A 7,102-nucleotide genomic window follows, 5' to 3' on the forward strand; every position below is an offset into this window, starting at 1 on the left:
AGAAGAGAAAGGGAGAGCTGAGCATGATTGTGATGATCGACAATTATGATTCATTCACCTACAATCTCGTGCAGTTTGTAGGTGAGATTGGGGAAGAATTGAAGGTTTTCCGCAATGACAAGGTGACGATCGCAGAGATTGAGCGGTTGAATCCGGATTATTTGATGATTTCACCAGGGCCTTGCACCCCCAATGAGGCGGGTATCAGCTTGGAAGCCATCAAGTATTTTGCGGGAAAAATCCCGATTTTGGGCGTGTGTCTGGGACATCAGTCCATCGGGCAGGCGTTTGGAGGCAACGTTGTTCGGGCCGAGCGGTTAATGCACGGCAAAACATCTAGTGTCTTCCATGACCAAAAGACGATTTTCAAAGGCATTCCGTCGCCGTTTGTCGTGGCGCGATACCATTCGCTAATTGTCGAGCCAGACAGCTTACCGTCTGAGCTGGAAGTATCGGCGCGGACAGCGGAAGGGGAAATCATGGCGATTCGCCATCGGGAGTATCCAATTGAAGGAGTACAGTTCCACCCGGAATCCATTATCACAGAGCATGGAAAACAATTGCTGGCGAACTTTTTGGCGCATTATGCAAAAGAAAAGGCACACAGCTAGTGAACAGAGCATATTCGAGAGGTTTCTGCCGTAAAGGCGGAGGCCTCTTTTTTCGGTTTCCAGCGTATGGTTTCGATGGCCATCGGGTATCAATAAGGTAATGTCATCCCAAGCTGCTTGTATCTATCAACTTAGTGGAAGGAAGTGACGATGGTATGTTATCCAGTATCGGTATTCCCGGGCTGATTTTGATCCTGATGATCGCGCTGATTGTGTTTGGCCCGAGCAAGCTCCCGGAGATCGGCCGCGCATTCGGCCGCACGTTGACGGAGTTTAAAGCTGCTGCCAAAGACCTGACCAAAGACGAACAAGACGACAAAGACAATGCACCTGCGCTTGCGCAGACCGCAAATGAGGGAACGAAGCGGGTCTGAACAGGCGAGGGCAGTACTTCGAAAAACCCGGCCAAACGCCGGGTTTTTGTGTGGAAGCGAGCAGATACGAGCAAGGTGGATCGGTAGAATTGAATGGGCAATTGTGGTATGCTAACCACAATATTAGCAAGGAGTTCGAACGATGAAGCATAATCCGTACATGATTCACACCACGACACAAGAGCAGATTGTCGCTGAGATGAATAAGATCGGGTCAGATCCCAGCGTCATGAATGTGATGGCATCGAAAGCAGAAATGCTGCACATCCGTTTGGAGAACGTTTCACTGCAAGCCGCGCTTTTGCTGAAGCAAGAATTACGAGCATTTGGCGGGGACTGTGTGGTTCACCAAAAAGTGCCTGCGTTGGATATCGCCGAATCAAGCGTATTGATTGTTGCGACCAGAGAGCAGTTGTTTGCCTTGTTGCGGGTGTTGTGCAATCAGCCGTTTGGTTTGAAGGAGCTTGTTGGCGAGATTGAAGAGCTCTTGCGTCAGCAGGAAACGCTAAAGCGCAGAAAAGAGCTTGTCTGCGGTCCACATCGCCTTCCGTTAGGGGATCGGACGCTAGTGATGGGGATTTTGAACATGACGCCGGATTCGTTTTCGGATGGTGGGTGTTTCAACGATATCGAGCGAGCGTTAGCGTACGCAAAAGAGATGATTGATGCTGGCGCTGACATCATCGATATAGGCGGAGAATCGACACGTCCAGGCCACGTTTCTGTCAGTGCAGAGGAGGAGCTGGAGCGGGTCATTCCGATTATCACAGCTTTGTCCAGGGCCTATCAAATACCGATCTCGGTCGACACATACAAGGCAGAGGTGGCGGATCGGGCAATCGAAGCAGGAGCCCACATCATTAACGACGTGTGGGGAGCGAAGTACGATAAACAGATGGCACATGTAGCGGCAAAACACGATGTTCCGATCATCCTTATGCACAATCGCGAAAACCGCGAATACAATGACTTCTTTACCGAACTGGTCGGTGATTTGCGAGAGTCAGTGCAGATCGCTTTCGATGCAGGTGTGAAAGCCGAGAACATCATTCTCGATCCGGGCATCGGCTTCGTTAAATCGCATGAGCAGAACTTAGAGACGATGCGCCGCCTCGATGATATCGTCGCACTCGGGTATCCCGTGTTGCTTGGAACATCGCGAAAGTCCATGATTGGACGAGTGCTCGATCTGCCTCCCGAAGAGCGGCTGGAAGGGACGGCAGCTACCGTAGCTCTCGGAGTTGCAAAGGGCTGTCATATCATGCGCATTCATGATGTGAAGGAAATGAAGCGGCTCTGTATCATGATGGATGCGATGCTTAGGGGAGGAACTACTCATGGATAAAATCTATTTTGAGAAAATGTCGTTCTACGGCTATCACGGTGTATTTGAGGCGGAGGCACAGTTGGGGCAACGGTTTTACGTTGACCTCGAGGTTTCGCTCGATTTATCCAAAGCAGGCAGAAGCGACGATTTGAACGATACGGTCAACTACGCAGATATTTTCAATTTGGTTTCACATATTGTCGAAAAGGAGCGGTATCAATTAGTTGAAGCGTTGACGTCAACTATTGCAGATCGGCTGCTCGAGCGTTTTCCATTTGAGGAAGTAAAAGTGAAGGTGACCAAACCGAACCCGCCGATCAATGGGCATTACGAGGCGGTCGCGATCGAAATGGTGCGGACACGGCGGAAAGGATCCTGATCGGGTATGGCAGTACGAGCTTATCTTGCGGTAGGGACGAATATTGGGGAACGTGAGCATAACTTGCTGGGAGCGGTAAAAGGGCTACAAACGATCGAAGGGATCACCGTAGTTGATCTTTCTGCGGTGTACGAGACTGATCCAGTCGGCTACACGGATCAGGCCGCATTTCTCAATATGGCGGTTGAAATCGAAACATCCCTTTCGCCAGAGGCTTTACTCGAGTCGGTGCTACGACTAGAGCAAGAGCTAGGACGGGTAAGGATCATCCGCTGGGGACCTCGAACGATTGACATCGATATTTTACTTTACGGAGAAGAGAGTGTGGCGCTACCCCATCTTCAGATCCCGCATCCAGAAATGACAGGGCGCGCGTTTGTTTTAGTGCCGCTAAACGACATCTTTGATCATGCACAACTCATTAAGGGAAAATTACTTAAACAATGGTTGGAACAGGCAAATGATCGAAAAGGGGTACGCAGATGGGGAACTCTCAACTTGGAAACCGGATCCGCTCATTTCGAAAATTGAAGGGCTATACACAACAAACGCTAGCGGAGGAGATGGGCGTTTCGCTGTCGGTTGTCGGGTCTCTGGAACGAGGCACACGAAAGCCGGCCGAATCAATACTGCGCAAAATCGCCATCACTTTACAGGTCGATTACGAAGAGTTATGTGCTATAACTAATAAGTGATATGTCTTTGCTCTAACCAGAACTTCCAGGCTTACTGCAGGAGGATTTAAATACAATGAAAATCGGTGACATTGAATTAAAAAACAACGTCGTGCTGGCCCCGATGGCTGGTGTTTGCAACCCGGCGTTCCGTTTGATTGCCAAAGAGTTTGGTACAGGATTGGTCTGTGCTGAAATGGTAAGCGATAAAGGGATCGTGCACGGGAATAAAAAAACGATGGACATGTTATTTGTCGACGAGCGGGAAAAACCGTTGAGTCTGCAAATTTTTGGCGGCGACAAGGAAACGTTGGTGGAGGCTGCCAAATTTGTGTCCGAGAACACCAATGCGGACATTATCGACATTAACATGGGCTGTCCTGTGCCGAAAATCACGAGCTGTGATGCCGGTGCGCGCCTGCTGCTTGATCCGAACAAAATTTATGAAGTCGTGTCCAGCGTGGTTGACGCGGTCGATAAACCAATCACGGTGAAAATGCGTTTGGGCTGGGACGACAACCATCTGTACGCGATTGAAAATGCGCAGGCAGTAGAACGTGCTGGCGGCAAAGCGATCGCTGTGCATGGGCGAACACGCGTGCAAATGTACAAAGGGAAAGCGGATTGGGATTGGATTCGCCGCGTGAAGGAGTCGGTTTCGATTCCGGTTATCGGTAATGGCGATGTGGCAACACCTGAGGATGCGCGTCGCATGCTAGATACGACTGGTTGTGACGGGGTCATGATCGGGCGGGCTGCTTTGGGGAATCCGTGGATGCTGTACCGCACGATTCAATATTTGACAAAAGGAGAGCTTTTGCCTGATCCGACAGCGCGCGAAAAGATCGAGATTTGTCTGCTGCACGCGGAGCGTCTAATCGCGTTGAAAGGACCGCGCGTGGGCGTGTTGGAGATGCGCAAGCACGCAGCTTGGTATTTGAAGGGGCTGAGAGGCTCGACCCATACCAAAAACGTGATCAACGCGGTGGAAACGGAAGAGGAGCTGCGGAAAGCACTCTATGATTATGTCGACTGGGTAGAAGCGCATGGCGATGATTTTGTCGAATCGACGGAAGCCCAAACCGAAGATGTCGTCAATTACTAAGGGAATCCAAACATTGACAAGGATACCTTCATATCCTATAATACAGCGTATTATCGTAGTGGAGCTGCCGGGGTGACTGGCAGCTTTAGCTATGATGGAACTTGTAGCCTTCGCTTGTTTTCCAGCGTGAAAACGTTTCACTAACAATTGTATATTCTGCAAGACATATACATATAATCCTTTTACTTTTTGTAGGGGATTACGAATTTATATAAACGGGGGAATAGTACAATGTCTGAAAAAGAAGTGATTCTGACACCAGAAGGATTGTCCAAGCTTGAGCAAGAACTGGAAGACTTGAAGACGGTCAAACGGAAAGAAGTGGCCGCTCGGATTAAAGAAGCGATCAGCTTTGGCGATATCAGCGAAAACTCCGAATATGAAGAAGCCAAGAATGAGCAGGCCTTCATCGAGGGACGCATCATTACGCTGGAAAAGATGCTGCGCAATGCACGCATCATCACCAATGAAGACGTGGATACCAATGTAGTGAGTGTGGGATCGACTGTATCCCTGAAAGATATTGAGTTTGGCGATGTGGTTGAATACACGATCGTCGGGTCTGCTGAATCCAATCCGATGGAAAACAAGATCTCCAACGAATCGCCGGTAGGGCAAGCGTTGCTTGGCAAATCGAAGGGAACGACCGTTGAGGTTCATGCTCCAGCGGGAACGCTTCAGTACGAAATTTTAGATATTAAGTTGTAATTTATGCGCGGCGTACCTCTGGAAACTCTTAGGTACGCCATCTCGCTATCATTAGTTGTTTACCAAGGAATGCCAAGGAGTGACAGGGAATGAACAGAGACGAAGAGTTGTTGCAAGAGGAAACCCAGGAAGAAGGCTTGCATGAGCTTCTTCAAGTAAGACATGACAAAATGGAGCGTATCCGCCAAGCTGGTCTCGACCCATTTGGTCAGAAATTTGAGCAAACACATCACGCTAAGGATGTTGTTGCTCAATTTGCTGATAAATCAAAAGAGGAATTGGAAGCGGCAGAAGCGACTGTTACGTTGGCTGGTCGTTTGATGGCGAAGCGCGAGATGGGGAAAGCAAGCTTTGCTCAGCTGCTCGACCGTAGTGGCCAAATTCAAATTTATGTTCGCCAAGATGCAGTGGGTGAAGATGCATACAAGCTGTTCGACATGAGCGACATCGGCGACTTGATCGGGATTACCGGCGTTGTGTTCAAAACAAAAACCGGTGAATTGAGCGTAAAGGCGAAGCAGTTCACATTCCTGACTAAATCGCTGCGTCCGTTGCCGGAAAAATACCACGGCCTCAAAGACGTTGAGATTCGTTACCGCAAACGCTATGTCGATTTGATTGTGAATCCAGAGGTGCGGGAAACGTTTATGACTCGCAGCCGCATTTTGACTTCTATGCGTCGTTACCTCGATAGCATGGGTTTCTTGGAAGTTGAGACGCCAACGTTGCATGCGATCGCAGGTGGTGCAGCGGCTCGTCCGTTCATCACTCACCACAATGCGCTGGATATGCAACTGTATATGCGTATTGCAATCGAATTGCACTTGAAACGCCTGATTGTCGGCGGATTGGAAAAAGTGTATGAGATTGGCCGCGTTTATCGTAATGAGGGAATTTCAACGCGACATAACCCAGAGTTCACAATGATTGAACTTTATCAAGCGTACGCTGATTACCGCGATATCATGAGCTTGGTTGAAAATATGGTTGCCCACATTGCCGAAGAAGTACTTGGGACGACTAAAGTAGAATACCAAGGCAAAATTGTTGATTTGACACCACAATGGCGCCGTGCTCACATGATTGATTTGATTAAAGAACAAACAGGTGTTGATTTCTGGGCGCAAATGAGCGATGAAGAAGCTCGTGCTTTGGCGAAAGAACATGGCATCAAGGTGGAGCCGCATCATCAGTTTGGCCACGTGGTGAATGAGTTTTTCGAGCAAAAGGTGGAAGAGACACTGATTCAACCTACCTTTGTCTATGGTCACCCAGTGGAGATCTCCCCGTTGGCGAAGAAGAATGACGAGGATCCGCGCTTTACGGATCGTTTTGAGTTGTTTATCGTTGCGCGTGAGCATGCAAATGCGTTCACGGAGTTGAATGATCCGATTGACCAGCGCCAGCGCTTTGAAGCGCAGTTGTTGGAAAAAGAACAAGGGAACGATGAAGCTCACGATATGGATGAGGACTTTATCGAAGCGCTTGAGTATGGAATGCCGCCAACAGGCGGACTGGGTATCGGGATCGACCGTTTGGTGATGCTGTTGACCAATTCTGCGTCGATTCGTGATGTACTGCTCTTTCCGCATATGCGCGACAAGGCAGGAAAATAACCGTAATGAGTTCGAGAGCGGCTCTTCTGACGAAGGGCCGCTTTTTTCTGTAATTTTGTATTGATTTAAAAGTGGTGGCGTGGTATATTAAAACACGTTGTGCGAGAAGCTACTTTATAAATAAGTGCTCTCACATCTGTTTTCATGTTTAGCTAAACTAAAAACGCGTTAAACGAAATTAAAAAAGCAGTTGACGCCGAGGTTCGAAAGTGCTAAACTAAAGAAGTTGTTACGAAAGATGCTCTTTGAAAACTGAACAGCGAAAGCGAAAAGATAACGTGATTGTCCAAGTGACATCACATTTAATT

Annotated in this window: 9 protein-coding genes; all 9 read left to right on the top strand. The window is 48.6% G+C overall.

Going from position 1 to position 7,102, the window contains the following annotated elements:
* Positions 1–23: 23 nt before the first annotated feature.
* The 9 genes from pabA to lysS all read left to right on the top strand — a co-directional run bounded on the left by pabA (position 24) and on the right by lysS (position 6,794).
* Positions 24–611, top strand: a complete 588-nt coding sequence (gene pabA, locus EDM56_RS23285) for an aminodeoxychorismate/anthranilate synthase component II (protein ID WP_122920322.1) — start codon at positions 24–26, stop codon at positions 609–611.
* Between the two features lie 155 nt (positions 612–766).
* A complete protein-coding gene (locus EDM56_RS23290; RefSeq protein ID WP_122920323.1) occupies positions 767–985 on the top strand; it encodes a twin-arginine translocase TatA/TatE family subunit in 219 nt (72 codons plus the stop codon).
* 142 nt (positions 986–1,127) lie between these two features.
* Positions 1,128–2,330: a dihydropteroate synthase gene (gene folP, locus EDM56_RS23295; RefSeq protein ID WP_122920324.1), complete on the top strand. Its 1,203-nt coding sequence runs from the start codon at positions 1,128–1,130 to the stop codon at positions 2,328–2,330.
* Entirely contained in the window at positions 2,323–2,691 is a 369-nt protein-coding gene (gene folB, locus EDM56_RS23300) for a dihydroneopterin aldolase (protein ID WP_122920325.1), read from the top strand. The genes folP and folB overlap by 8 nt, the downstream gene beginning before the upstream one ends.
* A gap of 6 nt (positions 2,692–2,697) precedes the next feature.
* Positions 2,698–3,222 (top strand): 2-amino-4-hydroxy-6-hydroxymethyldihydropteridine diphosphokinase, encoded by a 525-nt coding sequence (folK, locus tag EDM56_RS23305; RefSeq protein WP_122920326.1) that lies wholly within the window; start codon positions 2,698–2,700, stop codon positions 3,220–3,222.
* Complete coding sequence (locus EDM56_RS23310) at positions 3,174–3,386, top strand: helix-turn-helix domain-containing protein (protein WP_122920327.1); 213 nt, start codon at positions 3,174–3,176, stop codon at positions 3,384–3,386. The genes folK and EDM56_RS23310 overlap by 49 nt, the downstream gene beginning before the upstream one ends.
* A 55-nt stretch (positions 3,387–3,441) precedes the next feature.
* On the top strand, positions 3,442–4,470 hold the full coding sequence (gene dusB / locus EDM56_RS23315; protein ID WP_122920328.1) for a tRNA dihydrouridine synthase DusB: 1,029 nt from the start codon (positions 3,442–3,444) through the stop codon (positions 4,468–4,470).
* A gap of 231 nt (positions 4,471–4,701) precedes the next feature.
* Complete coding sequence (gene greA, locus EDM56_RS23320) at positions 4,702–5,178, top strand: transcription elongation factor GreA (protein WP_122920329.1); 477 nt, start codon at positions 4,702–4,704, stop codon at positions 5,176–5,178.
* Between the two features lie 89 nt (positions 5,179–5,267).
* On the top strand, positions 5,268–6,794 hold the full coding sequence (lysS, locus tag EDM56_RS23325; RefSeq protein ID WP_122920330.1) for a lysine--tRNA ligase: 1,527 nt from the start codon (positions 5,268–5,270) through the stop codon (positions 6,792–6,794).
* The last annotated feature ends 308 nt before the right edge of the window (positions 6,795–7,102 follow it).

Source organism: Brevibacillus fluminis (genome assembly GCF_003710825.1).
Lineage (GTDB): Bacteria > Bacillota > Bacilli > Brevibacillales > Brevibacillaceae > Brevibacillus_D > Brevibacillus_D fluminis.

Coding starts and splice junctions, on each gene's coding strand:
- pabA (WP_122920322.1), top strand. CDS start 24: ATGATTGTGATGATCGACAATTATGATTCATTCACCTACAATCTCGTG.
- EDM56_RS23290 (WP_122920323.1), top strand. CDS start 767: ATGTTATCCAGTATCGGTATTCCCGGGCTGATTTTGATCCTGATGATC.
- folP (WP_122920324.1), top strand. CDS start 1,128: ATGAAGCATAATCCGTACATGATTCACACCACGACACAAGAGCAGATT.
- folB (WP_122920325.1), top strand. CDS start 2,323: ATGGATAAAATCTATTTTGAGAAAATGTCGTTCTACGGCTATCACGGT.
- folK (WP_122920326.1), top strand. CDS start 2,698: ATGGCAGTACGAGCTTATCTTGCGGTAGGGACGAATATTGGGGAACGT.
- EDM56_RS23310 (WP_122920327.1), top strand. CDS start 3,174: ATGGGGAACTCTCAACTTGGAAACCGGATCCGCTCATTTCGAAAATTG.
- dusB (WP_122920328.1), top strand. CDS start 3,442: ATGAAAATCGGTGACATTGAATTAAAAAACAACGTCGTGCTGGCCCCG.
- greA (WP_122920329.1), top strand. CDS start 4,702: ATGTCTGAAAAAGAAGTGATTCTGACACCAGAAGGATTGTCCAAGCTT.
- lysS (WP_122920330.1), top strand. CDS start 5,268: ATGAACAGAGACGAAGAGTTGTTGCAAGAGGAAACCCAGGAAGAAGGC.